Annotated in this window: 22 protein-coding genes; 4 read left to right on the top strand and 18 right to left on the bottom strand. The window is 63.1% G+C overall.

Going from position 1 to position 25,194, the window contains the following annotated elements; all coding sequences use genetic code 11:
* Nucleotides 1–202: 202 nt before the first annotated feature.
* The 15 genes from F4X08_06715 to F4X08_06785 form a co-directional block, all read right to left on the bottom strand.
* The gene (locus F4X08_06715; GenBank protein ID MYD25487.1) at nucleotides 203–3,052 is read right to left on the bottom strand and encodes a carbohydrate binding family 9 domain-containing protein; all 2,850 of its coding nucleotides are present in this window, start codon (nucleotides 3,050–3,052) and stop codon (nucleotides 203–205) included.
* A gap of 57 nt (nucleotides 3,053–3,109) precedes the next feature.
* Nucleotides 3,110–3,703, bottom strand: coding sequence for a hypothetical protein (locus tag F4X08_06720; protein MYD25488.1), 594 nt, complete (start codon nucleotides 3,701–3,703; stop codon nucleotides 3,110–3,112).
* Nucleotides 3,704–3,809: 106 nt separating this feature from the next.
* Nucleotides 3,810–6,035, bottom strand: a complete 2,226-nt coding sequence (locus tag F4X08_06725) for a CPBP family intramembrane metalloprotease (protein ID MYD25489.1) — start codon at nucleotides 6,033–6,035, stop codon at nucleotides 3,810–3,812.
* Nucleotides 6,032–6,787, bottom strand: a complete 756-nt coding sequence (locus tag F4X08_06730) for an ABC transporter ATP-binding protein (GenBank protein MYD25490.1) — start codon at nucleotides 6,785–6,787, stop codon at nucleotides 6,032–6,034. Before F4X08_06730 ends, F4X08_06725 begins: the two co-directional genes overlap by 4 nt.
* A complete protein-coding gene (locus F4X08_06735; protein MYD25491.1) occupies nucleotides 6,775–8,232 on the bottom strand; it encodes an ABC transporter permease in 1,458 nt (485 codons plus the stop codon). Before F4X08_06735 ends, F4X08_06730 begins: the two co-directional genes overlap by 13 nt.
* Nucleotides 8,120–9,106, bottom strand: coding sequence for a phytanoyl-CoA dioxygenase family protein (locus F4X08_06740; GenBank protein ID MYD25492.1), 987 nt, complete (start codon nucleotides 9,104–9,106; stop codon nucleotides 8,120–8,122). Before F4X08_06740 ends, F4X08_06735 begins: the two co-directional genes overlap by 113 nt.
* Nucleotides 9,102–9,272 carry an Arc family DNA-binding protein gene (locus tag F4X08_06745; GenBank protein MYD25493.1) on the bottom strand — a complete coding sequence of 57 codons (171 nt, stop codon included), beginning with the start codon at nucleotides 9,270–9,272 and terminating at the stop codon, nucleotides 9,102–9,104. The genes F4X08_06740 and F4X08_06745 overlap by 5 nt, the downstream gene beginning before the upstream one ends.
* 22 nt (nucleotides 9,273–9,294) lie before the next feature.
* Nucleotides 9,295–10,110: an SPFH domain-containing protein gene (locus F4X08_06750; protein MYD25494.1), complete on the bottom strand. Its 816-nt coding sequence runs from the start codon at nucleotides 10,108–10,110 to the stop codon at nucleotides 9,295–9,297.
* Nucleotides 10,111–10,371: 261 nt separating this feature from the next.
* Complete coding sequence (locus F4X08_06755; GenBank protein ID MYD25495.1) at nucleotides 10,372–11,004, bottom strand: peroxiredoxin; 633 nt, start codon at nucleotides 11,002–11,004, stop codon at nucleotides 10,372–10,374.
* A gap of 114 nt (nucleotides 11,005–11,118) precedes the next feature.
* Nucleotides 11,119–11,763, bottom strand: coding sequence for a ThuA domain-containing protein (locus F4X08_06760; protein ID MYD25496.1), 645 nt, complete (start codon nucleotides 11,761–11,763; stop codon nucleotides 11,119–11,121).
* Between the two features lie 112 nt (nucleotides 11,764–11,875).
* Nucleotides 11,876–12,733, bottom strand: a complete 858-nt coding sequence (locus F4X08_06765; protein MYD25497.1) for a phytanoyl-CoA dioxygenase family protein — start codon at nucleotides 12,731–12,733, stop codon at nucleotides 11,876–11,878.
* Nucleotides 12,734–12,838: 105 nt separating this feature from the next.
* Entirely contained in the window at nucleotides 12,839–14,020 is a 1,182-nt protein-coding gene (gene purT / locus F4X08_06770) for a formate-dependent phosphoribosylglycinamide formyltransferase (GenBank protein MYD25498.1), read from the bottom strand.
* A gap of 54 nt (nucleotides 14,021–14,074) precedes the next feature.
* Entirely contained in the window at nucleotides 14,075–15,475 is a 1,401-nt protein-coding gene (locus tag F4X08_06775) for an NAD(P)(+) transhydrogenase (Re/Si-specific) subunit beta (GenBank protein MYD25499.1), read from the bottom strand.
* Between the two features lie 4 nt (nucleotides 15,476–15,479).
* The gene (locus tag F4X08_06780; protein ID MYD25500.1) at nucleotides 15,480–15,761 is read right to left on the bottom strand and encodes an NAD(P) transhydrogenase subunit alpha; all 282 of its coding nucleotides are present in this window, start codon (nucleotides 15,759–15,761) and stop codon (nucleotides 15,480–15,482) included.
* A gap of 37 nt (nucleotides 15,762–15,798) precedes the next feature.
* The gene (locus F4X08_06785; protein MYD25501.1) at nucleotides 15,799–16,956 is read right to left on the bottom strand and encodes a Re/Si-specific NAD(P)(+) transhydrogenase subunit alpha; all 1,158 of its coding nucleotides are present in this window, start codon (nucleotides 16,954–16,956) and stop codon (nucleotides 15,799–15,801) included.
* Nucleotides 16,957–17,226: 270 nt separating this feature from the next.
* Between F4X08_06785 and F4X08_06790 the strand changes: the two genes are divergently transcribed.
* Both F4X08_06790 and F4X08_06795 read left to right on the top strand, forming a co-directional pair.
* The gene (locus tag F4X08_06790) at nucleotides 17,227–18,171 is read left to right on the top strand and encodes a phytanoyl-CoA dioxygenase family protein (GenBank protein MYD25502.1); all 945 of its coding nucleotides are present in this window, start codon (nucleotides 17,227–17,229) and stop codon (nucleotides 18,169–18,171) included.
* Nucleotides 18,172–18,193: 22 nt separating this feature from the next.
* Nucleotides 18,194–19,531, top strand: a complete 1,338-nt coding sequence (locus F4X08_06795; GenBank protein MYD25503.1) for an aminotransferase class III-fold pyridoxal phosphate-dependent enzyme — start codon at nucleotides 18,194–18,196, stop codon at nucleotides 19,529–19,531.
* On the opposite strand, the gene hemG is transcribed toward F4X08_06795, so the two are convergent.
* Together hemG and hemE are read right to left on the bottom strand one after the other, a co-directional pair.
* Nucleotides 19,524–21,002, bottom strand: a complete 1,479-nt coding sequence (gene hemG, locus F4X08_06800) for a protoporphyrinogen oxidase (GenBank protein MYD25504.1) — start codon at nucleotides 21,000–21,002, stop codon at nucleotides 19,524–19,526. The genes F4X08_06795 and hemG overlap by 8 nt on opposite strands.
* Complete coding sequence (hemE, locus tag F4X08_06805) at nucleotides 20,999–22,063, bottom strand: uroporphyrinogen decarboxylase (GenBank protein ID MYD25505.1); 1,065 nt, start codon at nucleotides 22,061–22,063, stop codon at nucleotides 20,999–21,001. Before hemE ends, hemG begins: the two co-directional genes overlap by 4 nt.
* A gap of 535 nt (nucleotides 22,064–22,598) precedes the next feature.
* Here hemE and F4X08_06810 point away from each other — a divergent pair.
* Nucleotides 22,599–23,783: a Gfo/Idh/MocA family oxidoreductase gene (locus F4X08_06810; protein ID MYD25506.1), complete on the top strand. Its 1,185-nt coding sequence runs from the start codon at nucleotides 22,599–22,601 to the stop codon at nucleotides 23,781–23,783.
* A gap of 3 nt (nucleotides 23,784–23,786) precedes the next feature.
* Nucleotides 23,787–24,455: a 16S rRNA (cytidine(1402)-2'-O)-methyltransferase gene (gene rsmI, locus F4X08_06815; protein MYD25507.1), complete on the top strand. Its 669-nt coding sequence runs from the start codon at nucleotides 23,787–23,789 to the stop codon at nucleotides 24,453–24,455.
* Nucleotides 24,456–24,505: 50 nt separating this feature from the next.
* On the opposite strand, the gene F4X08_06820 is transcribed toward rsmI, so the two are convergent.
* Nucleotides 24,506–25,108, bottom strand: coding sequence for a molybdenum cofactor guanylyltransferase (locus F4X08_06820; protein ID MYD25508.1), 603 nt, complete (start codon nucleotides 25,106–25,108; stop codon nucleotides 24,506–24,508).
* Nucleotides 25,109–25,194 lie beyond the last annotated feature (86 nt).

The following is a 25,194-nucleotide window of genomic DNA, read 5'->3' on the forward strand; positions in this document are numbered from 1 at the left end:
AGAAGTCTTCATGGTGTGTTTCGGTTCGCGCGGACAGATGCCGTGCTATCCAGGTTCGTCGATGCCGGCTCTATCGACCATCTCAGCCGGCGAAGGCCGCTCGGGCTTCATGCGGCGGAACAGGTATACAAGCACAATATGGTCCAAGAAACGTCCCGGTGTCAAGCCGCATCCGGATGTGGGTCCAGCTGTCCGTCCGCATTCACACGCCGAACCAGTAGTTGAACTTGACGATGAAGATGTTCTCTGATTCCACGCCGAATAGGTTGCCGAAATCCCTGCCGATGTCCAGCGTCCCGTTTTCGTCCCGCTCGCTTCGGGTCTGCTGCCAGACGAGAAACACCCGGGAACCGGGGCGGTACTCCCAGCGCAGCACCACGTTCATGCGCAGGGACTGGATGTTGAAATCACGGTCCGAGAAATTGATATCGGGCATGCCGTCCCCGTCGAAGTCGAGGTACCTGTAGCCGTCCGCCGGATCGATGAAGGAACGCGTGCCCTCGTCCAGCACGTCGAAATCGAAACTGCTCGCCCTGAGCAACTGCTTGTAGTTCAAGTAGTCTCCCGAGGAAAGCAGGGGCTGTGCATACAGTTGCAAAGTCAGGTCGGGCGAAAAGGCCACGTTCAACCGGGTTTCCAGGGATAAGGAACGCCGCTCCAGGTCCGAGAACACGTAACGGCTGCCGTATGTAGGCGCGAAGGGCACGGCGTCGGTCCGGGTAACATACTGGGCCGCGTTCCGCTCCCAGCTGAAATTAGGCGAAACTTCCAGTTCCCAATTCGGGGTCGGGCGAATCGTGGCTTCGACTTCCGCTTCCCACTCATGGCCGCCCCGCTGGGATCGCTCGTAATCGATTCCCGTCCCCAGGTAGATCGGTTTCCTCCGGTCCGATCTGAGGTAGAGGCGGGATGAATAGGATCCGGGGTTCTCCATCACAGGACCGCCCCGGGTCCGCGTGTCGCTGAACTCGGTGGGGCTGTAACTGGAGTCGAACCGAACTTCCCAGTAATTGTTGAGTTCGAATTCGGCCCCCGCCCAAAAGCTGCCGTTCTTGTAATTGTTCCGCCACGACGACCAGGACCACGGATCGTCTAGGGCTTCGTGCCGGAAGTTGTAGAAGGAAAAGAAACTGAACTCGTAATTTCGGAAGAAGCGACCCGGCGTGATGTTCTGGTACTGGATACGCGCGCCGCCGTCGAGTCGTTCACTCGAGCGGGAGAACCCCAGGTCGTTGATCTCGAACCCGGGCGATATCTGGGCGAACCAGACCGCTCCGGTCCAATGTTCGGCGTCCCGGCGGGCGAACTGCAGCCGCCAGTTGTAGCCGTTCATGGAGGTGGCGGTGGAATCCACGGCCAACCGCGTGGCGTCGGGACGCTGGAAGTAATGATTGCTGGACCGCTGCAGCCGGATCAGCGCGTCTGTGCTTCCCTGGACGCGGCTGCCGGCCAGGTAGCCGTAAGCGGCCCAGTCCCGCGAACGCGCTCCTCCCCAATTGTGTTCGAAATCCACCCCACCGGAAAAAGCCTCCGACGTGAGGTAGTCGAAAGCGCCGTCGTCGGGAAGGGCCCGGTGCACTAACGAGCCGACGGCTCCGAGTTGGCTGGCGCCGTTCCTGTAGTCCTTGCGGATCCGGAAAACGCCGAATTCCGCCCGGGGTTCGACCGTAAATTCCGGGATCCTGCCGTTCGCAATCGAATGGGCCCTGCCCTTTTCCCGGCCCGTAACCGCGGCCAGGGCGCCGATGGACACGCCACCCGGCGACCGCCCGGTGATCTTGGCCGCGCCGAGAATGCTGGTCTCCGTGGGTATGTCGGCGAAATCCGCACCGTCTGGCGTACCCCCTCGTGGTTGCCGCCCGATCCGCCGGCTGTAGTACAGTTCATCCCGGCCCGACAGGCCGAACTCAAACTCCTGGGCGTCTAACACGAAAAACGGCCGCTGTTCCCGGAAAAACGTCTCGAAGGCCGAAAGGTTTATGACGGCGGGATCCACTTCCACCTGCCCGAAGTCCGGGTTGACGGTTAGGACCATGTGGTAGGATGGACTGAGTCCGTAACGCAGACCGAACCCTCCCCGCCCACTGAAGTCGGATCCGTCGAAGAAGGGGTTCCCCTGTTCGGCCCGGGCGGTCCGGGCGCTGGCGAGGATGTATGGACGGATCTCCAGGCGGCTGGCCTCTGTAGGAAGGACCAGGCCGTTCAGGCGGCCGAGGACGCTGACCCTTCCATAACGCTGGCGGGACTGGAGGGCGAAGTCGATGATCTCATTCGTGGCCAGGCACCGGCGCATGAAGTTGATGCCCCAGGACTGGGCGCCGTCCGTCGTCTCATACCTTATCTGGTTGAGCGGTATCCTCATCTCGGCGACCCAGCCCTGTTCGTCGATCGCCACGCCGGATTCCCATACGGCGTCCCACGCGTCGTCTTGCCGCACGTCGTCGTAGAGATAGGCGTCACGCTGTGCCCCGGCGGCGCTCACGCGGAACTGGTATCCGGTCAGGCGGTCGTTGTTCGGATCAATGGAAACGGAGAGCAGGTCGAAGGCGCCCCGTTCATCCCGCCGGACGAGTTGCCTGCCGATACGCTCCGGGTGATCGTCGTACATCCGGGCGCCGATGTAGATGGCGCCGTCGTCGTAAAGTACACGGACCTCGGTGTCCTCTCCGGGTTCGACGCCTTCAACGGGTTCCCTTTGGACGAACCGCGTCGCTGGAATGGCCACGGCCCAGGCCGCTTCATCCAGCCTGCCGTCGATCGCAATGGGCCCGGTGCGTTGCGCCGCCTCCATGGCGGGGACGGCAGGCGCGTCGGCGCTCGTCTGGGCGAGCGCGGTATCGACGGACAGCGCGAAGACGGCGATCAGGGCGAAAATCGGCGGGACAAGGGATTTCAAATGCATATTTGCAACGGTTCCTTCCTGCGCGTGGTGCAGATCGAATCCAAAAGCTTTGCGTTTGCGTCTTCCGCCATGCCAATACACCGCCGGCGACAATCCACCGCGGCCATGCGACATGTCCGCACTGTCCGCCAGTGCGACGACGGAAGTCATCTTATACTACAAACGTGCATGGTAAAACTTTAAAATATCGGCGTTTGCCGCCAGGTGCTAGCGGGTCCAGGTCAGGACAAAAGCCGGGGGCAGGTTCCTCACGACGAGCGATTCGCAACGGTAGTCGGAGAACAGCGGGGTCATGCGGCGGCGAAACCGTACTGCCGAGGGCAGATAGTAGGCGTGGACGTACTGAAACATGCGGAATACGGAACCGGGCCCCAGCAGCTGGTCCAGGTTGTCGATGAGCTCGTCGATTATCGGAACCGGCATGGTGGATATGGACAGCCCGCAGATGACGGCCTTGACCGGTGGTACGCCCGTATCCGCGTGCACCTGGAACGCCCGGGTGACGGTGTCGTGTTCGAAGCGAAGGTTCGGAAACCGATCCCGCAGCAGGTGAACGAACCGTAGTTCGAGTTCTATGCCGATATATCCGTCGTCATCGGGGAGGATATGCCGAATCTGGTCCGTGAGCGCACCCGTCCCCGGACCCAGTTCCATGACGGATTCGTTGGCCTTGATTTTCAATCCCCTGGCCATGGCCCGGGCGAGCATTCTCGAACTGGGCGTCAGGGCGCACACGCTCAGCGGGTTCTTCAGCATGACCCGGAGAAAAAGGAAAAACGGATGTTGTGCGGATCGTGACATGTACTGGAAGGATTGCAGCCGGAGCCCGATTCAGGGCAGGATCAGGGATATCGCGAAAGACCGGAGCCAATATATGTCCGTCGGCCACGGGAGGCAATACCAATCGCTATGGCTGCATACGCTCGTTCGCCGGACCTGCGCTTACCCCTTTCCTGAAGGGCAACAGGCCCGGATAGGGCGTACGGTACCGGTACAGCAGATAGAGCGCGAAGACAAACACGGGCAGGTTCAGCAGGAGCAGCTCCGGGGGCCAGGTCTCGATCTCGACGCCATAGCGGTAAAGGAGGAAGGCGAATGCGTTGTTGCCTGCGTGAAGCAGCATGCACGGGAAGATCGAGCCGGAAAGGACCGCCACGGTGGTGATTACCACGCCCAGGTAGGTCGTCGGAATGATGCGGAACAGGGCCTGGTGGAACAGTCCGAATATAATGCCGACTACCAGGATGAGTACGACGGGTCTCAGCCGGCGGTGCAGTCCGTGAAGCAGCAGGCCCCTGAAGGCCATTTCTTCCACGATCCCAGGCGTAATGGCCATCATGAGCATGATCTGCCACAGGGGAAAGTCTTCCGGCAACAGCTCGCTGGCGAACTGTTCCAGCATTTCCTCCGGGAAGGGCAGGAACGCGCTGGACAGTTCCACGACGAAGATCCCTGTCAACAGGGTCGACGGCACCAGGAGCAGCACCGCCAGCCATACCTGGGGCCTAACCGGGCGGATCGCCAGGGCCTGGCGCCAGTCGAGCCGGTGTACCCGGATCATGAGCAGCGAGCCCAGGAAGAAGACGCCGAACATATTGAAGGCCCACTGCCCTTCGAGCCGGGTCAGCGCGTCTACGTTCGAAGGGGCGATGATGACAATGGCCCACATGCCGAGAAACCACAGGAGCACCCGCCTGGGGAACAGCGCGGCGCCCCCTGCCAGGTCCGCCTCGTCCATGTCCTGCGCGGTGACGAGCCTTTCCTTGTCCAGCATGCGGGACGACCGTCGGAGCAGCAGGAAGGCGGCAAGCAGCATGGATGCGCAGGCTACAAGGAGCATGGGGATGTCGTAATGACCGACCATGATTTCCCGCACGGCCACGCTGACGTTCGCGATCGGCACCACGGCGATCAGCGAGCGCAGGGATACCGCCGGGAGCAGCCCCGCCGCCGTCAGGACCATGAGTCCGAGAAAAACCGGCAGGAGGTAGAGCTGCGTCTCCCGGTAGGTCTTGGCATAAGCCGAGATCAGCAGCAGGAGGGACGAGACCACGATGGCCACGGGAATGTAGAGAGCGAACAACACCAGCACGGCGACGGGCGATACTTCGATGTCCATTTCCGCGGGGAGTTCGATCAACCCGAGGCCGAGGTACACGAAGAGGTTCCCCGCCTGTGCCAGGGTGATGAAGAGTGCGACGGACAGGATCGTCAATTGTTTGGCGGCAATGATCTCGATCCGGCGGACCGACGTGGTCAGGAGGGTTTCGAGCGAACCCCGCTCCTTCTCGCCCGCGACACTGTCCATAGCCGCCACCGACGCACCGGTGAGCGTGAGAAAAACGAGTAGCAGCGGCAGCAGTCGTCCGAAGTAGAACCCCGCCGCCTGATCCGGCGTGGCAACATCCACCCTTGACAGCCGGATGGCTTCTTCGGGATCAGCCTCGAGCCCGCTTACGCGCAGCGCTTCGGCGCGGTCCTGTTTCCTCGCGTCGACCATCCGATCCACCAACAGGGCGCTGCCCCTTCTGGAATCGTCCCGGTTTGCGCGGTAGTAGACCCTGACCACGGGGACACCCGGATACCGCTCGTCCGCCACGGTCACCACAACGCCGGCTTCGTCCCCGGGTTCCGTGGCGTCGGCTTCGTCTCCGGTTTCCGTGGTGTCGGCCGCGGCGCGGGCCAGGTCGAGCGAATCGGCTTCGGATCCGGTCAGGGCTTCCAGGTAGAAATCCAGGTCGCCGGCTTCCAGGCTCGAATCGGGCATCGCGGCCTCCACCTCCAGAAAAGTGGCCGGCCGCCGGTCCTCATCCCCGGTTTCGGCGGGCCCCGCGTTCTCGGCCGGATCCCCGTTCTCGGCCGGATCCCCGTTCTCGGCCGGACTGCCCGCCGCGTGCAGTTCGCCCCTGGCGATGAGCGTCCGGACGGAGTCGGCGTAGGCGCCCACCACGACGTATCGATACGTCGTCGTATCCAGCTGATCACTGCGCCATTCGTTCATGAATTTGAAGCCGAAGAGGATCGCCGGCAATACGAGGAGCGGCAGGAGGATGCTCAATACCACCGTCCGGCGGTCTCGCAGCAGCATGCGCATTTCGTGCTTGTACAGCAGTCCGATCTTTGCGCGGTTCATGCGGCCTCTTGGATGAAGGAGACGAAGATGTCTTCGAGGTAGTGCGCCCCGGTCCGCTCGCGAAGCGCTTCAAGGGTGCCGGAAGCCAGGATCCGTCCCTCGTGGATGATGGCGATCCGGTCGCACAGTTTTTCCGCTTCGCTCATGATGTGGGTGGAGAACAGGATGGTCTTGCCCTGTGCTTTCAGTTCGGTCAATATGGCCTGCATTTCCAGGGCGTTCAGCACGTCGAGGCCGACGGTGGGCTCGTCGAAGACCAGGATCGGCGGATCGTGAGCCAGGGTCCGGGCGATCGCCACCTTCTGCTTCATCCCGCTGGAGAGCTTGTCTATGCGGGCGCGGGCATATTCCTCGATCCCGAAGCGCTCGACGAGTTCATCGACCCTGGCGGGCGTCCGTGAGGCGTCGTATCCGTTGATCCGGGCGAAAAATTCGATGGTTTCTCTCGCGGTAAGGCGGGGGTACAACGCGGTGGTGGCCGAATAGAACCCGACGTGTTTACGGACTTCCACGGGTTCCTCGGCCACGTCGAATCCCATGATCTGCGCGGTGCCGGCCGAGGGCTTGAGTATCGTCGTCAGCATGCGCAGCGTCGTCGTCTTGCCGGCGCCGTTCGCACCCAGCAACCCGAAGATCTCGCCGGGACGGCAGGTGAAATCGATCTGCCGCACGGCGTGCACGGGACCGCGGGATTCATCGTAATAGGTCTTGCTCAGGTCCTTCACGAATACGGGATCGTTCACGGTTGCCATCCTCTTGAGGGGTTGCGGCGTAAAAGCCGGTGTTTCAGGAAACCGCCCAGCCCGCCTTCATAGCTGCCGGTCATGATGTCTTCGTAACGGGTGATCGCCGCGGCGATCCGCAGAATGATCCAGATGTACAGGACTTCCATCAGCAAAGTGAGGCCGATCTGGGGCCAGTGATAGACCCCGCCGATGGCTTCCCGGAACACCAGACAGACGTTTATGATGGGCACGCAGGCCAGCCAGGTCGTGAGTTCCAGGCCGGGGAACTGCATGAAGACCGCCGGCACCAGGATCATGACGGTTACGAAGGGACCCGCCAGGGACTGGGCGTCCTTGAACGTCCGGGCGAAGCTGGCCACGACCATGAGGAAGGCGGAGACGAACAGGGCGAGGAGCACGATCACCACGAAGATCAGCGGAACGGCGGACCACGGGATCGTGAAGCTCAGGTCCTGGATCCGGTCGCCCAAGAGCGGCGCCATGAGGGTGCGCATGGACAGGCTCATAGCCAGGAAATTCAGCATGCCGGCCGTGGTCGAAAGCGTGGCCACGTACAGGTACTTTCCGGCGAGGACGTTCACGCGGTCCGTCGCCGCCGTCAACGTGGTCTCCCACGTGGATCGCTCGCGTTCTCCGGCCGTCGCGTCCAGGGCGGGATACATGCCGCCCACGATCAGCATGATGATGACGAGGATGGGGACCGCCATCCCCAGGATGAAACGTCCCATGTCCCGGCTGGAGGAAACGTTCTCCCGTTCAATCCAGATCATCTGGTAGGCCGGGCCGGCCAGCCCGCGTTCCCTTCCCGCCCTTTCCAGGTAGGCCGTCCGGTGGCGGTTGACGACGTCTTCGACCCGGCTCATGGCGATCCGGCTCCGGTCCTTCGAAGAGTCGCCGGTCATCCGGACCTCGATGTCGTCCGCTTCACCCCCCTCGCGGAGCGCGAGTTCGACCAGGAGATCCAGCTGGCCGTCGCGAATCGCTTCCTCGGCGGCTTGCGGGTCTGCGGCCGTCACAAGTCCAGGACGGTCCACCCCTTCAGCGCGGTCCACGCGTTCCAGGCGGTCCGCGGCCTCGATTTCGCGGACGAGGGCAGCGTCTTCTCCCACGTCGCCCACGATCATCACGCGGGCCGTGAAGTTCTCGGTCTGGCCGATGACGAAGGACAGCCCCGTGTAGGCCAGCCAGAGGAGGACCGGGTACATGAACAGGGGCACCAGGACGACGTTGATGACGATGGAGCGTTCACGCAGGGCGCCGCGGAGTTCGCGGAGGAATACGAGACCGGTATCGGTGAGATTGAGCAATACGGCATCCTGTTCGCGGGAAGAGGACCGGCTACTGAAACGACCGGCGGACCCAGTCCCCGGCGTCGCGTACGACCTTTTCGGGATGCAGGCGGCTGCGGGCGAGATGCCCCGTGGTGCTGCGCAGCGTCGGCTGCCGTGCATCCTGGTAACGCCAGTCCATGCTCCACCTGACCTGATCGGAGCGGTTGGGCAGTCCCTGGTGGTAGAGCATGTTATGGAAGAGGACGATGTCTCCCGGGTCCATTTCGATGGACACGGCCTGGTCCACGTAGGGCGCCAGGTCCTCCTGCTTAATTTCGAGGTAGTATTCGCGGTCTTCGTGCCGGGCCATGCCAATCCGGTGCGTACCGGGGATGAACTGCATGCACCCGTTGTCCTCGCGGGCGGGGACCAGGGGAGACCATACGTTGATCATGCGCAGGGCGTCCACCGTCTCCGCGCTGTGATCGCCGTCGCGGTGGACCTTGTAGGTATATCCGCCGTCCTGGTGCCAGAGGACGAGCGTCGGGGCGTGGTCGGGCAGCTTGGGGCGGATGGAGTAGTTGGGATAGAGCCGAAGTTCCTCGCCCAGTAGGGTTTCCACGATGTCCAGCAGCGGCGGATGGAAGAAAACCTCGTACATGCCCGCCAGGTGGAGCTCCTTGCGGAAGATGTGGGGCGCGTCGTCCGGGGCGTCCTCGCAGATCCGGGCCAGGCGCGTCTCGAAGGGCGCATCGCCGTGGTCTCTCGAGATCTTGCCGGCCGCCATCAGCCGGTCCGCGAACCTGTCCACGAGTTCGCCGGCGTCGCGCCGGGCCGCCTCCACCACCCTATCGGGATAGAACCCCTTCAGGATCACGAATCCCGTTGTTTCGAACCGATCCAGGTTCGTATTTATCTCTACTGCCAAGCCAGTGGCCTCCCGGTCCAGCGCGCGGCTCCTGTCTGGCCACCCAGGACAATTCGCCCAGGCCTGGCCGCGCGTTTCCTTTGTACACCTCACATGTTTACCTGCACACGTTTCGAATCCTTCAATCTTCCTCGCGCCGCCGCCGCTTCCTCCGTTTGTGCACTTCCGCCCTCAATATATACTCAATCTGGGCGTTCACGCTACGCAATTCATCCTTTGCCCAGGCGTTGAGGTCATTCCAGAGCTCGGTGTTGATTCGCAGCAGCAGGGGTTTCTTTTTATCCGGCACGATCGAACGTTTCCCTGAAGCCCCGTCAGTACAGCGAACCGGTATTGACGATAGGCTGCGTGGACGACTCGCTGCAGAGCACGGTGAGGAGATTGCTCACCATGGCGGCCTTGCGTTCTTCGTCCAGGTCGACTACATGCTGGTCCTTCAGTCTTTCCAGGGCCATCTCCACCATGCCCACCGCGCCGTCCACGATCTTCTGGCGGGCGGCGATGATGGCATCGGCCTGCTGCCGCTGCAGCATCACCTGCGCGATTTCCGGGGCGTAGGCCAGGTGGTTGATCCGCGCTTCCGATACCGAAACCCCGGCCGCCGCGACCCGTTCCCGTATTTCGTTTCCGAGCGCTTCGGACACTTCCTCTATGGAGGACCTCAGGCTGGCGGTCTCCCCCTCGGTCAGGTCATAGGGATAGCTGGTGGCTAAATGGCGAATGGCCGATTCGGACTGTACCTGTATGTATTCGACGAAATCGTCCACATCGAAACTCGCCTGGGCCGTATCTTCCACGCGCCAGACCACGACGGCCGAGATCTCGATCGGGTTGCCGTTTTTGTCGTTCACCTTCAGTCGCTCGCTGTCGAAATTCCTGGCTCGCAGTGAGATCTTCGCCTTGCTGTTGAGGGGATTCACCCACCAGAATCCCTGCTCCCTCACCGTCCCCGTGTATTTGCCGAACAGCGTAAGCACACTAGCTTCGTTCGGTTCCAGCGTGAAGAATCCCTTGAAGCAGAATCCCAACACGGCGAGGACCGGTATGAAGATAAACACCAGCAGGAGCACGTCTCTGACGCTCATTTCCTGCTCCAGTACGGGTGGATTGAACGTGATGACCCAGTCCATGACCACTAACGTCAAAGGAAACAGGACGATCAGCCAGACCAACGCCCTCCAGCCGCTGAATTTCAACGGGCTTCGTTCCGTAATCATTGCTTCCCTCCTCGAAATACCTGTCTATGGATAACATATTGATATTATTATGATATCATATTAAGAGATAAAGGAACGCCTGTCAAGCACATATTTTCAAATAAAAAAAGGCACCCCTGTCGAGGTGCCTTTTTCTTCCTTTTTCCTTACTGTAACGGCCGTCCGCGGCCGCAATCAGCCCTGGGGCTGCTTCACGTAGCGCAGGTAGGGCTTCACGCGGCGGATGTCGGAGTAGGTCTGGTCCGCTTCCTCGTCCGTGACCGCCGGCACGATGATGCAATCTTCGCCGCTGGTCCAGTTCACCGGCGTGGCGAGCTTGTGATGAGCCGTCAACTGGAGGGAATCCACGACGCGCAGGATCTCGTCGAAATTCCGGCCCGTGGACGCGGGGTAGGTCAGCATCAGCTTGATCTTCTTGTCCGGACCGATGACGAACACCGAACGTACGGTCATCTTGTCGTCGGCGTTCGGATGGATCATGTCGTAGAGCTGGGCGACTTCCTGGTCAGGATCCGCGATCAGCGGGTAGCTCACGTTCGCGTTCTGCGTCTCGTTGATGTCGCCGATCCAGCCGCGGTGGGAATCGAGGGGATCCACGCTGATGGCCAGGATCTTGACGTTTCGCCGGGCGAACTCGTGGGCGATGTTGGCCATGTAACCCAGTTCCGTGGTGCAGACCGGCGTGTAATCCGCAGGATGGGAAAAGAGTATGCCCCAGCCGTCCCCGAGCCATTCGTGAAAACGAATCGTTCCCTCGGTGGTTTCAGCGGTGAAATCCGGGGCTTCGTCCATTAAACGTAACGCCATGACAGTCCTCCTGCAAAGGGCTTGCTGTAGATATATGATGGTGAGATCAGTGGCCTGATCCGTCTATTGGCCACGATAATATACCTATTTAGGTCAACAAAGTAAAGAATAAAATCAACGCGTGCACCAGATCAGCCCGCGACGGACGATTTCCCGCGCCTCGGGCACGTCGAAATCACTGGCGACGTGACCCAGCGAACAGTGGAATACCTTCCCCTTGCCCCACGGCCTTTTCCACGCCACGGGCATCACCGTGCCGTCGATCCAGGCGTCGTGATCCCCGCTGAAGGTCGTGGTCGCGAGCACGTGATTGGACGGATCGACGTGCATGTAGTACTGTTCCGAGTGCATGGCGAAGTCGTCCAGCCCGGCCGTCACGGGGTCGTCGTGATCGGTGACGTTGACTTCGTAGTCGATGATGCCGCCCGGATGGGACACCCACTGTCCACCCACCATGTACTGGTAATTCGTGTTGTTGCGGAAGGCGTCCGCCTGCCCGCCGTGCCAGCCGCCGAACCCGGCCCCGGCGGACACCGTATCCAGGAGCGCCTTTTCCTGGGCGCCGGTGATCGTGCTCATGGTCACGGTCTGAACGATGAGATCATACGTGGGCATGGCTTCCGCGTCCAGGTAGGCGGCGAGCGTGTCGCTCTGTGTGATATCGTATCCTTCCGATTCGAGCAGCGGGATGAAGATGTCCTGAGACTGCCTGGGTTCGTGTCCTTCCCAACCACCCCAGACGAAAAGGGCCTTAGGCATGTGGTTGCTCCTATGGTTGCAATTCGATTACTGCCCTATGCGGACCAGGGCACCGTGGTTTCGCGGCCGTCGGGTTCGCGGATCAGGCCTTCCTGTTCCGGCCGTCCCCCCGCTATGACCGCCGTTCCCAGCGGCTCGGGTTCATCCCGGGCGCACTGTCCGACATGCCCTCCGGCTTGTTGCCGACGCCGAACTCGTAGGTTCGCATGCTGGGATCACCCAGGAAGGGCCGGACGGAATCGGGCATACTTTCCAGGTCCGACGGATCCCGCGGCTCCACGTCGACGATCGGTCCGGCCCAGGCCGGCCGGTAGGCCACCGCGAGCATGGCCCGAGACCGGTTGCCTCTGTTGGGCAGCGTGCCGTGGAACGTCCGGTGATTCAGGAACAACGCCGATCCCGCTGTGCAGGGTACGACCACCTCCTCGGGATGGCGCTCGTACCGCTTGTACGGGTGGGCGTCCGCGTGCATGCAGAGATGGGACCTGGGAACGACCCGGAAGGGCGAGACGTCCAGCGTCAGGTCGTCGAGGTAGTAGAGTACCCGGACGGTAATTGGGCAGCTTCCCTCGTACCCGAATATCTTTGAGCCGTAGGGCTGGCCGTCCGTATGGAGACTGATCCCCGGCGTGCCGGGTTCGGACCGGTCGTAGGTATAGTGAATGAAAACCAGGCGGTCGCCGAACAACTCCTCCAGGAACCCCACCGTGGGTTCGAAGGCGATGAGTTCGGCCAGCTTCGGACTGGCAAGATGCGGATCCCTGCAGCCCCGCTGCTTTTCGCTGTAGTCCCGTCCGACGGTTTCGAGTCTTTCGCTTTCCGCTTTCAACTCGGCCAGGTGGTCCGGTGAGATCCAGTCCGGGATGATCAGGTAGCCCTCCTCCTCGATCATCCGGACCCGCTCGCCCCGGGTGAGGGCGCGCCAGTCCCGGTCATCCACATTGATCTGCTGTTCCGCTTGACTGTGCATCATCCCTCCTTTCTCCCGAGATCCGGGCGTTGCCGTCTGCGGCAAGTCACCGCCAGCGAACTCCCCGTCCGTCTCCCAGTACAGCGTCGCACCACAATCGGCGCACTACAGTTCGACGCGCACGGATTCCATGGCCCGGACCGCTTTCGCGCGGGCCGCGTCGATGTCATCGCCCCGGGCGACGGCTACGCCAAGGCGCCGGTGACCGGAGACCTCGGGCTTGCCGAAGAGAAACAGGCCGGTGTCCGGCTCGGCAAGGGCGGTACCCAGGTTGCCGAACTTCATCCGGTCGGACTCGCCTTCCACCACGAGGGCTGCCGACGCGGAAGGACCATGCTGGTGGATCTCCGGGATCGGAAGACCCAGCACGGCCCGTGCGTGCAGGGCGAACTCGGACAGGTCCTGCGAGATGAGCGTGACCATGCCCGTATCGTGGGGGCGGGGCGAGACTTCGCTGAAGACCACTTCATCGCCCCTGATGAACAACTCAACGCCAAATACGCCACGGCCACCGAGTGCGGTGGTGACCGCTGAAGCCGTCCGCCTGGCTTCCGCCCACGCCTTCTCGCTCATGGGCTGGGGCTGCCAGGAGTACCGGTAGTCTCCATCGACCTGCTCGTGGCCGATGGGCAGGCAGAAACCCGTGCCGCCCGCGTGGCGCACTGTCAGGAGCGTGATTTCGTAGTCGAATTCGACGAATCCCTCTACGATCACCTTGCCCGCGCCGCCGCGGGCCTCGTCGTGCGCGCGCTGCCAGGCGCCGGCCGCCTCCGATGCGTGGCGCACCGTGCTCTGTCCCTTGCCGGATGAGCTCATGACGGGCTTGATGACGCAGGGCAGGCCGATCTCGCGCACCGCACGTTCGTAGGCTTCGCGGGTCTCGGCGAAGCGATAGGGCGACGTGGGAAGGCCGAGTTCCTCCGCAGCCAGCCGGCGTATCCCTTCCCGGTTCATGGTCAGGTGGACGGCCCGCGCCGTGGGAACGACGTGGTATCCTTCCGATTCCAGGTCCACCAGTGCGCCGGTGGCGATGGCTTCTATTTCGGGTACGACGAAATCGGGGTTTTCCCGCTCGATCACCGTGCGCAGGGCGGATGGATCCAGCATGTCCACGACATGGGAGCGGTGGGCCACCTGCATGGCCGGCGCGTTGGCGTAACGGTCGACCGCGACCACTTCCACGCCCAGCCGCTGGAACTCGATGACCACTTCCTTGCCCAGTTCGCCCGAGCCGCACATCAGCACCCGGGTCGCCGAAGGGGACAGCGGCGTGCCTAGCACGGCCATCGGGTCGTCCTTCCGGTATGTGTTGCTGATTCCATCATTCCCGGTGCACCGCGGTCAGATTTCGTTCACCGCCGCCGTCAGTTCCTGCACCGCATCCTTGCCGTCGGCGAAGAGCATCAGGCAGTTGTCCGCGGCGAAGAGCGGATTGGGTATGCCGGCGAAGCCCGGGCTCAGGCTGCGCTTGATGACCACGACGGTCCGCGACTTGTCCACGTTCAGGATCGGCATGCCGGTCAGCGGCGTGTCCGCCGCGTCGCGGGCCAGGGGATTGACCACGTCGTTGGCGCCGATGACGATGGTTACGTCGGTCTGTTCGAAACCCGTATTGGCCTCGTCCATCTCCTTCAGGCGGTCGTAGGGGACGTCCGCTTCGGCCAGCAACACGTTCATGTGTCCGGGCATGCGGCCCGCAACGGGATGGATTGCGAACTCCACTTCGATGCCGTCGGCCTCCAGTTGATTGGCCAGGTCGCGCACGGCGTGCTGCGCCTGGGCCACCGCCATGCCGTAGCCGGGGACGAACACCACGCGCCGCGCGCTGTCGAGCACCATGGCGACCTCCTCGGCGGTGGTGGATTTCACTTTGCCTTCGTAGAGATCGTCGGCAGGACCCGCGTCGTCGCCGCCCGCATCGCCGCCGACGCCCGCGAACATCACGTTGGCGAGCGACCGGTTCATGGCCTTGCACATGATGCTCGTAAGGATGAATCCGGAAGCGCCGACGAGCGATCCCGAAATGATCAGCACGTTGTTGGACAGCACGAAGCCCGTCGCCGCGGCGGCCATGCCCGAATAGGAGTTGAGCAGGGCGATGACCACCGGCATGTCCGCGCCGCCGATGGGCACCACGAGCAGTATGCCCAGGACGGAAGCGATCGCCACCATGATCCAGAAGTACATGGTGTTCTCCGGCTGCAGGATGCAGAGGACGCCCGCCGCCAGTCCGGCCAACAGGAAGAGCCCTTTGAGCACGTGATCTCCGGTGAAGCGAACCGCTTTTTCGGAGACGATGCCCTGCAGTTTGCCAAAGGCGATCAGGCTACCCCAGAAAGTCACGCCGCCGATCAGTCCGGACGCCATGGTCGCGATGCCGAACTGCATCGAAATCGTGTCCGCGGACCGCAGCGCTGCCTCGACGTAGGCCGCGCCGGCCACGAGCACCGACGCCCCGCCGCCGAAACCGTTGCACAGTCCCACGAACTGCGGCATGGCGGTCATGGGCACCTTGAGCGCCCAGATGGCGCCGATCGCTCCGCCGAGGACGATACCCGCGACGATGAACTCGAACCGGACGATCTGCTGGTCGATCAGTGTCACCACGATGGCTATGAACATGCCCAGGGCACTCAGGCGGTTGCCCCGCACCGCGGTGCGGGGATGTGAGAGGCCCTTCAGCCCGAATACGAACAGGGAGGCGGCGACGAGATAGGCGAAGCGGACGAGATCGGGGGACATCCGCCTACTCCTTTCTCTTGAACATGTCCAGCATGCGGTTGGTCACGAGGTAGCCGCCGACCACGTTGATCGTGGCGAAAACCACGGCGGCGGTTCCGAGGACCGTGGTCAGCGTAGAGTACTGGGTTCCGGCCGAGAGGATGGCGCCGATGATCGTGATCCCCGATATGGCGTTCGAGCCGGACATCAGCGGCGTGTGGAGAATGGGCGGGACCTTGGTGATGACTTCGAATCCGACGAACACCGCCAGGACGAAAATGGTCAATATGGCAATGGTTTCACCCATGTGGCACTCCTCGATTCGTTCGCCGGTACAAGCCAGCTCAGCCGGTACCGTCAAGTACGGAACGGACCAGTTCGTTGACGATCTCGCCGTCGCGGGTAACGGTCGCGCCCTGCACGATATCGTCGTCCACGGTCGCGTCCAGCGCGCCGTCGTTGATCATCAGCTTCAGGAAGTTCACGATGTTGTTGGAATACATCTGGCTGGCGTGAAAGGGCACGGTCGAAGGCAGGTTCAATTCGCCCACGAGGGTCACGCCGTGTTTGACGACGGTCTTGCCCGGCTCCGTGATCTCGCAGTTTCCCCCCCGTTCCGCCGCCAGGTCGATCACGACCGAGCCGGGACTCATGCTCTTGACCATGTCTTCCGTCACCAGCACGGGCGCCGGCTTTCCGGGTACGGCGGCCGTGGTGATCACCACGTCGTTCTCGGATACGACGCGGGCCATCATCTCCCGCTGTTTCTCGTAGAACTGCTCGTCCATGGCCTGTGCATAACCCCCCGATCCTTCGGATTCCGCGGTGTCGAGCTCCAGCTCCACGAATCGTGCCCCGACACTCTGGACCTGTTCTTTGACGGCCGGCCGCACGTCGTAGGCCTGGATCACGGCGCCCAGCCGCTTGCAGGTCGCAATGGCCTGCAGGCCCGCCACGCCGACACCCACCACGAAGACATGGGCGGGCGTGATGGTCCCGGCCGCCGTCATCATCATGGGGAACAGTTTCGGGAGGAATTCGGCCGCCATTAGCGCGGCCTTGTACCCGCCGATATTGGCCTGGGAGGAAAGGGCGTCCATGCTCTGCGCCCGGGAGGTCCTCGGGATCAACTCCATGGCGCAGGCGGTTGCGCGACGGTCTGAAAGCGCCCGGATCTCGGCGGCGGCGGACAGCGGTTCCAGAAACCCGATCAGTACCTGTCCCTCGCGCAGCAGCTCGACGTCCGCCATACCCGAGTCGGGATTGGCTCCGCCCCCTCTGACCTGCACGATCACGTCTGCTTCAGAAAATACCGATCCACGATCCGGTACAACCCTGGCACCGGCCGCTTCATAGTCTGCGTCCGAGATGCCCGCCTCACGGCCCGCTCCTGCGGAAACCCGGACGGCGCAACCTGCCCGTACCAGGGCGCCAACCCCGGCCGGAACGATGGATACACGCCGTTCGCCCGGACAGGTTTCGTTAGGGACGCCGATGGTCATTTACTGCTCCGACTGCGTTGACTGTATTGAATATTCCGGCTGTATCAAATATGCTGGCTGGTCCGACGGTGCGGACCATGCGGACCATGCGGACTGAACGGACCGCATGCTTGCGCCGCGTCGCGGACCGAGTTCTACGCGGACCGAGTTCTATATATAAGGATTCCTGCCGGACGCGTCAACTACCAGATTGGACTCTTCGGCGCCGCGGAAAAAAACCCGTGCAAGCCACGCGCATATTGTCAGGGTCACGGTCGCGCGTTATTTTGTATGGAGTGGGCCTCGAGGATGAAATCGCGAACGGTGGCATCGGTGGAACAGGCGGCCTACATTCCGCTAAGGGAGACGGGCAGCCAAGGAGTCATCATGAACGAATCCGAACGCTATGAATTCGACCGCCAGGGCTACATCGTGATCGAAGACCTGCTGGATCCGGGCACCGTCTCCTCGCTGTCGGCGGCGGTGGACGAACTGGAAGCACACGCACTGGAGAACCTGGAAAAACCGCCGCGCAAGGTCAGTCCGTGGGGGCCGGATTACCACCGGAATCCGGAACGGGGATATCACGTGGACGGATCGAACGCGGAGGGCAGGACCGTCATCATCGAGGACTTCTGGAACGCCGACGAGCGATTCGACGCGCTGGTGAACGACGCGCGCACCATGGCCTATATCGGCGGGATCGTCCAGGGCAGGTCCACGATCAACAATTCCGAGATCCGGATCCGCTACCGCGGGAACCTGTCGGGACTGCACGGGGGCATGCGGCTCGAGAACCAAAAGTACCGGTATGGGTTCAACGCCAACGGAATCGACTGCATGATGGTGCGCATGGTCTATTTTATCCATGACGTGTCCCGGGAACACGGTGCGTTCTGCGTCATTCCCGGAACCCACAAGACGAACCTGCCCTGTCCCTATGACGGCAATCCGGACGAGGAACCCGGCGTGGCCGCGCTGGAAGTCAAGGCCGGTGACGCCATACTGTTCACGGAGAACCTCCGTCACGGAGGCGTTACCAACAGTTCCGACCGGGTCCGCAAGACGATCCACGTGGGTTATGGGCCCTACTGGATGCTGTCGCAGAACCAGGCGACCATGGACGAATTTCCCTATGTGACGGAAGCCACTTTCGCCCGATGGGACGACGACCAACGCGCGCTCTTCAAGCCGTGGCACAGGCCGCGAGGCTGGACCCGAAGCAGCAAAGCATAATGACCAGGAAAGGAAGATAAAAATGTCCGTCACCCGTTCCGTAGAACGGTCCATGCGCATGTACCGGCGGGCCGAGGAACTGATCCCCGGTTGGACACAACTCATCAGCCGGCGGGCAAGCCAGTTTGCCAACGGTGTCAGCCCGGTCTACGCCAGAAGCGCCAAGGGCGCGCGTTTCGTAGACGTGGACGGCAACGAGTACCTGGACATGATGAACGCGGTCAGCGCCATCATCCTGGGTCACGCCGATGATATCGTTGACGGAGCGGTGAAGGAACAGATCGACCGGGGCAGTATCTACACGCTGAACGGTCCGCTGGAAATCGAACTGGCCGAGGAACTCGTCAACACAATCCCAAGCGCCGAGATGGTGCGATACGCCAAGGCCGGGGGAGAAACCTGCGCCCTGGCCGTGCGGATCGTGCGGGGAACCACCGGCAGGGACATCATCCTCTTCTGCGGATATCACGGTTGGCACGATTGGTACCAGTCCGCCAACTACCTCGTCGATCCGGAGAGCGGCGAGTATCCCTTCGCCGGCATCGAGCCGATCGGCGTGCCGAGGGTGCTGGCCGGGACGGCCATCCCCTTCACGTACGGCGACCTGGACATGCTCTCGGACCTTCTGAAAAAGTACGAGGGACAGGTCGCGGCGGTCATGATGGAACCCGCGCGGTCCGATCTCCCGCCGCCTGGCTACCTGGAAGCCGTCAAGTCGCTGACCCACGAAAACGGCGCGCTGCTGATATTCGACGAGGTGTCCTGTGGCTGGCGCTTCCGCATCGGGGGATTCCAGGAGTATACCGGGGTGACGCCCGACGTTACCACCCTGGCCAAGGCCATGTCGAACGGATACGCCATGGGCGCCGTCGTAGGGTCCCGCGAGGCCATGGCGCCCGCCGCGTCGATGTTCGTATCCAGTTCCTACTGGAGCGACAACGTGGGCCTTGCCGCGGCGCTGACCACTATTCGTGAGTTGAAGCGACGGGACTCGGTACCTTTCTTCGATGCCATGGGCGAACTGGTCAAGAAGACGATAAACGACGCCTTCGCGAGCGCGGGACTGCCCGGCGCCTGCGTGGGCCTATCCCACAATCCCGGACTCGCCTTCGACCTGCCCGATCCGGAACTCACCCCCATCGTCTCCACGCTGTTCGTACAGGAGATGTCGCGCCGGGGCATCTTCACCCCTACCTCGTTTCGGGTCACCATGGCTCATACGGAGGAAGACGTCCGGCAACTGGGCGAGGCGGCCGCCGAGGTTTTCGGGCTCATCAAATCGGGCCTGGACCACGGCAACCTGTCGGAACTGCTTGAATGCGACCTCAAGAAGGAACCCTTCAGGAGGCTGGTCAGGTGAGTTGGGTGGCATCCGCTCCGCCCAGGACCCGCTCCGCCGCCTGTTCACCCGAGCGCACGCAGTCGGGCAGGCCCACGCCCCCGTAGGCATTGCCCGCCAATGCGAGCCCGGGATGCCGCCCGAGCAGCGATCCGATCCGCTCAACGCGCCGGCCGTGGCCGACCAGGTACTGGGGCATGGCGTCCGGATAGCGCGCCAGTTCCGTGTGCAGTGGCTCGTTTTCGATGCCCATCAGGTCCCGTAATTCCCCGCGTACGATCCGCAGCAGGATCTCGTCGCCGGACTTGAGCAGTTCCTGCTGAAGCATGCCACCTAAAAACACGCGCAACAGGACGAGGCCTTCCGGCGCCCGGTTCGGAAACTTCACGCTGCTGAAGGTGCAGGCGATGATTTTGCGATCCTCTACCGCGGGCACCACGAAACCGAAGCAGTCCAGCGGATGGGGCACGTCCGAACGCCGGTATGCGAGGTTCATGACGGCCGACGACGCGTGGGGGATGGCCGCCAGCTCGTCGTAAAGATCCGTGTCGGTACGGTGCAGCAGTTCCGCGGCATGTCGGGAGGGCACGGAGAGAATGACGCCGTCCGCTTGGAAATGCCGCCCATCGCCGCAGGACAGGCTCAAGCCGCTGCCGTCACGGGTCAGCCGCGTCACATCGGCCTGGGTATGCATGGCGTCCGAGGGCAGTCGCCGCAGCAGCGCCTGCACGATGGTTTCCATGCCCCGGTCGAAGGAAGCCAGTTCGCCGTAACGGGCGCCGCTGCCGGCGCGGTCACCGCTACTGACGGAATTTCCGTTACCTGCGGAGGCCCCGCTGCCTGCGGACGCATCACGCTGTCTCTTTGCGGCCGCGCGCCGCTGCGCGACCATGGCCTTGATGACGCTGCGGTGACGCTGTTCCATCTCGAAGAACCGCGGGATGGTGGCCTTCAGGCTGAGGGTATCCGGGTCTCCCGCGTAGATGCCGCCGATGAGCGGCTGGACGACACGTTCGAGCACCTCGCCGCCGAACCGCCTGCGTACGAAGGCGCCGAGGCTTTCGTCGCCGGTTGCGGTCCCCCTGGGCAGAACCAGGTCCAGGGCGCACCGGGCCTTGCCCTTCCACGAAAAGAGGGAGGTGCCCACCATGGGCCAGAGCCGGGTGGGCGCCATCATCAGAAAACCGTCGGGCAACGGATGCAGCTTTCCGCGATGGACCACGTGGGACCTGCGATGGGTCTGCGCGGTGGGGATGATCCGATCCGCCACGCCCAGGCGGTCCGCGAGGTCCGAAAGCCAGGGCTTGGAAGTGAGAAAGGAATCAGGCCCCAGTTCGACCAGGCATCCGTCGCGCTCGACCGTACGGATCGTCCCGCCGAAACGGTCCGACCTTTCAAGCAGCGTCACTTCCAGTCCGGGATGCCCGGATTCCGTCAGCCGGTGGACCGCGCTCAATCCCGCGATGCCCCCGCCGACCACGACGACCTTCATCGACCGCTTCCCATCTCATGTACGGCGTCCACCAGGGCGATCACGTGGTCTTCCGGCGTGCCGGGCAGTATGCCGTGGCCCAGATTGAATATGTGGCCGGGACGTCCGGCGGCCTTGTGCAGGATGGCCGCGGCCTGTTTACGGATTTCATTGGGGGAGGCGAACAGGATCACGGGATCGAGGTTCCCCTGGACGGCCGTATCGTATTCGAGCCGTCGCCATGCCTCGGCCAGGTCCACCCGCCAGTCCAGCCCGATGACGTCTCCTCCCGCCTCCCGCATCAGTTCGAGCAGGGACCCCGTCCCCACGCCGAAGTGAAGCCTGGGCACGCCCCGGTGAAGGTGGGAAAAGACGTACCCCGTGTGGGGAAGGACGAACGCCCGGTAATCGTCGGGTGACAGGCAGCCGGCCCAGCTGTCGAACAGCTGCACGGCGTGGACGCCGGCCTCAATCTGTTCATTGAGGTACGCCGTGACGGCCCGGGCCAGCTTCGACATGAAGGCGTGCCACGCGCCCGGATCGGTATACATGAAGGTCTTGAGGTGCCTGAAGTCTTTGGTACTCTGGCCTTCGATGGCATAGGCCGCCAGGGTGAATGGGGCGCCGGAAAAACCGATGAGCGGGATATGGGGCGGCAGCGCGGGCAGCACCATGCGGATGGCCTCGTAGACGAAGTGCTGGGACGCCGGTTCCCCGTCTTCGAGCTGGTCCACGGCTTCGGCCGACCGCAACGGGTTGTGAATGACCGGACCCTGGCCCGTGATGTATTCGAGGCGGAACCCCATCGGCTGCAGCAGGGGCAGGATGTCCGCGAAGAGGATGGCGGCGTCCACCCCGAGGCGTTCCGCGGCCATCAACGTGATTTCCGCCGTGAGCTCCGGGGTCTTGCACATATCCAGGAAATCCAGGTCGGATTTGAGTTCCCGGTAGGCTCGCTGGTACCGGCCGGCCTGGCGCAGCAGCCATATGGGCGTATACTCCGTCGATTCGCGGCGGCACGCCCTGAGGAAGGCCGATTCACCCCGGGTACCGTACGGATCGCTCTCGAAATGCCACCGCATGTCGGTGCGGTGCCAGTACGAGGTATCCACGCCTCCGTCCACCGCGGTGCGCTTCTTGTTGACCAGGTAGCCCGCCAGGCGCGCCATGCCTGACACGAGTGCTTCGCCTCCCGTTCCGTCGGGTTCGAAGTCGACCGAGAGACGGTGGTTTCTCCAGATGTCCGTGCAGGCCGGCCCGGCCGAGCCCACGGCAATCTGCCTGACGGCATCCAGCAGGACCTCGATCCGGCCCGTGGCGGCCACTCGCCCCAGTAACGCGCGGATATGCTCGGGTTCCGACAGCAACAGTACGGCGATGTCGTCCCTGGCCAGGCCATCGATAAAGGCGTCCACGCGCTCCGGATCGTCGGCACTGGCTACCATGGGTCTGCCGCCGCGCGCGGCAATAGCGTCCCGTAGCGACCCGTCCAATGTAGCGACCTGCAGGCCGTTGTAGTCCATTTCGTACTCTCCCGAAGTTGAACTGTTCTAACCTACAACCGACGATAGTGGGGAGCAATATATTAGTAAGGTGCGGCGATCGTTCCGCTGGTCCATGCCCGGGGTTTACCGACCCCGCCCGGGCGTGCCTGGCCCTGCCAAACAGTGGTTGCGGGTTCATTCGGCAAGTGGTACATTGCGCGGGACGACAGACCGCGGGAGACGGGAAAGCACACGCAATCAAGGAGTTCACATGTCCGGGTCATATCGGGTGGGCATCATAGGCTGCGGAGGAATGGGCGGTTCGCACGCGCGGCACTGGACGCAGAAGGCGCAGACCGACGTGGTCGCGGTCGCCGACGTCAGTGAGCGAAGCGCCCGCAAGTTGGCCGACGAATTCGACGCGAAACCCTACACGGATTACGTGGATATGCTGGAGGAAGAAGCCTGTGACATCGTCAGCATCACCACCTGGCAGAACGTCCGCGCCGAAATCACCGTGAAAGCCGCGGAATCGGGCGCAAAGGGCATTCTTGGCGAGAAGCCGATGGCGTCCAGCCTCCGCGAAGCCGACCTCATGCTGGCATCCTGCGCGCAGCATGGCGTCAAGCTCGCTATCGGCCACCAGCGCAGGTTCACCCCGCAGAACGTGGAAGCGCGCCGCCTGGTGATGGACGGCGCGATCGGAGCGCCCACGGCCATGCTGCGCCGGGACGCCCACGGCCTGCTCAACCGGGGCACTCACGAACTGGACGAAATGATGTACGTGCTGGGCGACCCCGCTCCGGTCTGGGTGATCGGCCAGGTGACCCGCAAGACGGACCGTTGGGAGCGCCGGGTGCGGTGCGAGGACCGGTGTGCGGCGATCATCGCCTTCGAAGGCGGGATCAGGGGTACCTATGAAAGCGACCTGCCCGATCCCGGGCTTCAGGGCGACGTCATCTACGGTACGGAGGGGATCCTGAAACGCGGTCCCGAAGGCGGCCTGCTCCTGCTGAACCGCCATGCCGGCGACTGGCGGCCCATCACGCCGCCGCCGGTGGAGGTCGACCAGTACGACGAGTTCATTTCCTGGCTGGACGGCAGCGGCGAAGGACACCGCAACGACGGCGAGACCGCACGTCTGACCATGGAACTCATGATGGCGATCTACGAGTCGGCCCGTATCCGCGACGTGGTCGAACTGCCGCTGCAGACGGGAGACAATCCGCTGGACCGGATGGTAGAGGAGGGAGCGCTTCCCGTGGAGATACACGGCCGCTACGACATACGCGCGCCGTTCCCCGAACAGACGAACTGATCCATGCTTTACCTGGTAGCCACGCCGATCGGCCATCTGGACGACATCACGCTTCGGGCGCTGGAGATCCTGCGCGGCGTGGATACCGTGCTCAGCGAAGACACGCGCAGGACCGGACGGCTACTCAAGCGTTACGGGATCAGCGCGCGGCAGATGTCCTACCATGAACACAATGAGCAGCGGGCCGTCCCCAGGGCCCTGGCCGCCCTGGAACGGGGACGGGACCTCGCCCTGGTCACGGATGCGGGCACGCCCGGTATCGCCGATCCCGGCTACCGGCTCGTCCAGGCCGCGATCCAGGCCGAAATCCCCGTTAGCATGGCCCCCGGCCCGAGCGCACCGATCATGGCGCTCGTCCTCTCGGGCCTGCCGGTCCACCGGTTTTCGTTCTGCGGCTTCCCGCCTCGCAAGCCCGCAGCCCGGCGCCGCTATCTGGAAGCGGACGCGGACCGGGCGGACACGCTCATCTATTTCGAAAGCCCCCACCGGGTGCACGCGCTCATCGCCGACGCCCTGGAGGCGTTCGGGGACCGCAGGGCGGCCTTGGCGAACGACCTGACCAAGCTTCACGAAAAAATCGACCGGAGTCCGCTGTCGGTGCTGCGCGAAGAGACCCGGGACCGCCGTCTGCGCGGGGAGTTTGTCCTGCTGGTGGAGGGACGTTCCGGCTAGCTCACCTGGTCCGGCCAGCGCATCTGGTCCGGCCAGCGCACCTGGTCCGGCTAGCGCGCCTGGTCCGTCATGCGCTTCAGCGCTTCGTCGTAATCCGTCCTGTCGTTGATGTTGAAGAACATGCCGTCGTCGTGGAACCCACCCTCCTCCGGTACAAGGCGCAGGACGCGCACCTCGTCGAAGAATCCGGCGATCTTGTATCTGCGCGCATGGATCCGGTCCTCGATCGCCGGGACGCAGGTCTCACGATAAACCGCGCACAGCGGTTCCACCCGTCCGTCGTTCACGGGGACGACCACGTCGTAGCCGGACGACCGCTCCATCATGTATTCCAGGAATTCCGGCCTGACAAAAGGCATGTCGCAGGCAACGCACAGGCAAAGCGGCGTATGCGCCGTCATTAGCGCGGTATAAATGCCGCCGATGGGCCCGCAGCGGGGCACCAGGTCCTTCCGGCTTTCCAGCTCCAGGAAGGCGTAGTCTGCCGGGGTGTTGGTGATCAGCATCATCCGTCCCGTCACCGAACCGACCGTCCGGCAAAGCCGTTCGATCAGGCGGTCTCCGTCGATCCGGCTGAGTGCCTTGTTCGAGCCGAACCGGCTGCTCTTTCCTCCGGCGAGGATGACGCCCGTAACTTCTTCTCTGGCTGTCATTTATCGTGTTCGCTCCATCTGATTCCGACCTACGATTCCATTTCCCTCGACCACGCGAAAAACCCCGAAATCCGGCCAGCCGGGTC

The organism is Gemmatimonadota bacterium, assembly GCA_009841265.1.
Taxonomy (GTDB): Bacteria; JAAXHH01; JAAXHH01; order JAAXHH01; family JAAXHH01; genus JAAXHH01.

Bases quoted from the DNA above. Each gene is read 5' to 3' on its own strand.
- F4X08_06715 (MYD25487.1), bottom strand. From the start codon at position 3,052: ATGACTTCCGTCGTCGCACTGGCGGACAGTGCGGACATGTCGCATGGC.
- F4X08_06720 (MYD25488.1), bottom strand. From the start codon at position 3,703: ATGTCACGATCCGCACAACATCCGTTTTTCCTTTTTCTCCGGGTCATG.
- F4X08_06725 (MYD25489.1), bottom strand. From the start codon at position 6,035: ATGAACCGCGCAAAGATCGGACTGCTGTACAAGCACGAAATGCGCATG.
- F4X08_06730 (MYD25490.1), bottom strand. From the start codon at position 6,787: ATGGCAACCGTGAACGATCCCGTATTCGTGAAGGACCTGAGCAAGACC.
- F4X08_06735 (MYD25491.1), bottom strand. From the start codon at position 8,232: ATGCACGGCAGCCGACGCTGCGCAGCACCACGGGGCATCTCGCCCGCA.
- F4X08_06750 (MYD25494.1), bottom strand. From the start codon at position 10,110: ATGGACTGGGTCATCACGTTCAATCCACCCGTACTGGAGCAGGAAATG.
- F4X08_06755 (MYD25495.1), bottom strand. From the start codon at position 11,004: ATGGCGTTACGTTTAATGGACGAAGCCCCGGATTTCACCGCTGAAACC.
- F4X08_06760 (MYD25496.1), bottom strand. From the start codon at position 11,763: ATGCCTAAGGCCCTTTTCGTCTGGGGTGGTTGGGAAGGACACGAACCC.
- F4X08_06765 (MYD25497.1), bottom strand. From the start codon at position 12,733: ATGCACAGTCAAGCGGAACAGCAGATCAATGTGGATGACCGGGACTGG.
- purT (MYD25498.1), bottom strand. From the start codon at position 14,020: ATGGCCGTGCTAGGCACGCCGCTGTCCCCTTCGGCGACCCGGGTGCTG.
- F4X08_06775 (MYD25499.1), bottom strand. From the start codon at position 15,475: ATGTCCCCCGATCTCGTCCGCTTCGCCTATCTCGTCGCCGCCTCCCTG.
- F4X08_06780 (MYD25500.1), bottom strand. From the start codon at position 15,761: ATGGGTGAAACCATTGCCATATTGACCATTTTCGTCCTGGCGGTGTTC.
- F4X08_06785 (MYD25501.1), bottom strand. From the start codon at position 16,956: ATGACCATCGGCGTCCCTAACGAAACCTGTCCGGGCGAACGGCGTGTA.
- F4X08_06790 (MYD25502.1), top strand. From the start codon at position 17,227: ATGGAGTGGGCCTCGAGGATGAAATCGCGAACGGTGGCATCGGTGGAA.
- F4X08_06795 (MYD25503.1), top strand. From the start codon at position 18,194: ATGTCCGTCACCCGTTCCGTAGAACGGTCCATGCGCATGTACCGGCGG.
- hemG (MYD25504.1), bottom strand. From the start codon at position 21,002: ATGAAGGTCGTCGTGGTCGGCGGGGGCATCGCGGGATTGAGCGCGGTC.
- hemE (MYD25505.1), bottom strand. From the start codon at position 22,063: ATGCGGTGGCATTTCGAGAGCGATCCGTACGGTACCCGGGGTGAATCG.
- F4X08_06810 (MYD25506.1), top strand. From the start codon at position 22,599: ATGCCCGGGGTTTACCGACCCCGCCCGGGCGTGCCTGGCCCTGCCAAA.
- rsmI (MYD25507.1), top strand. From the start codon at position 23,787: ATGCTTTACCTGGTAGCCACGCCGATCGGCCATCTGGACGACATCACG.
- F4X08_06820 (MYD25508.1), bottom strand. From the start codon at position 25,108: ATGACAGCCAGAGAAGAAGTTACGGGCGTCATCCTCGCCGGAGGAAAG.